General features: G+C 68.7%; 1 pseudogene. It reads right to left on the bottom strand.

Annotated features, from left to right (window positions below):
• Positions 1-947, bottom strand: a pseudogene (locus ACFOLG_RS07600) (pyruvate carboxylase); the annotation flags it as partial.

The following is a 947-nucleotide window of genomic DNA, read 5'->3' as shown; positions in this document are numbered from 1 at the left end:
ACCTGCCCGCCCGGCATTTCGTGGTGGTACACCGCGGCGGTGCCGGCGCGCATGTCGGCTTCGAACGGCGCGTAGCTGCGGCGCACCTGCTCCCAGTAGTCCGACAGCTGCTGCAGCCCCTGCGGGTCCAGCCCGCTGTCGCGCGGCCCGCCGGCCAGCGCGGCGACGATGGCGCCCATGTTCGGCTGCGAGGTCAGCCCGCTCATGGCGTCCAGCGCCGCATCCACCGCATCGACGCCGGCGTCGATGGCAGCCAGCACGCTGGCGGCGGCAATGCCGGAGGTGTCGTGGGTGTGGAAGTGGATCGGCAGGCCGACTTCCTGCTTCAGCGCCGTCACCAGTGCCGACACCGCGCGCGGCTTGCAGATGCCGGCCATGTCCTTGATGGCGATGATGTGGGCGCCGGCCTGTTCCAGTTGCTTGGCCATGTCCACGTAGTAGCGCAGGTTGTAGCGCGGACGGCTGCTATCGAACAGGTCGCCGGTGTAGCAGATGGCGGCTTCGCACAGCGCGCCGGATTCGCGCACCGCGTCCATCGCCACGCGCATGTTGTCCACCCAGTTCAACGAGTCGAACACGCGGAACAGGTCGACGCCGCCGGCAGCCGCCTGCTGGATGAAGTGGCGGACGACGTTGTCCGGGTAGTTGGTGTAGCCCACCGCGTTGGAGGCACGCAGCAGCATCTGCAGCAGGGTGCCGGGCACCGTCTGGCGCAATGCGGCCAACCGTTGCCACGGGTCTTCCTGCAGGAAGCGCATCGCCACGTCGAACGTCGCCCCGCCCCAGCATTCCAGCGACAGCAGCTGCGGCGCCAGCTTGGCGTAGTACGGCGCAATCGCCAGCATGTCGGTGCTGCGCATGCGGGTGGCAAACAGCGACTGGTGCGCGTCGCGCATGGTGGTATCGGTGATCAGCACCTGCGGCTGCTCGCGCAGCCACTGCGCGAA

The organism is Vogesella facilis (assembly GCF_042648525.1).
GTDB lineage: Bacteria > Pseudomonadota > Gammaproteobacteria > Burkholderiales > Chromobacteriaceae > Vogesella > Vogesella facilis.
The sequence above is the reverse complement of the archived record's forward strand: the minus strand, read 5'-3'. Positions and strand labels throughout refer to the sequence as shown.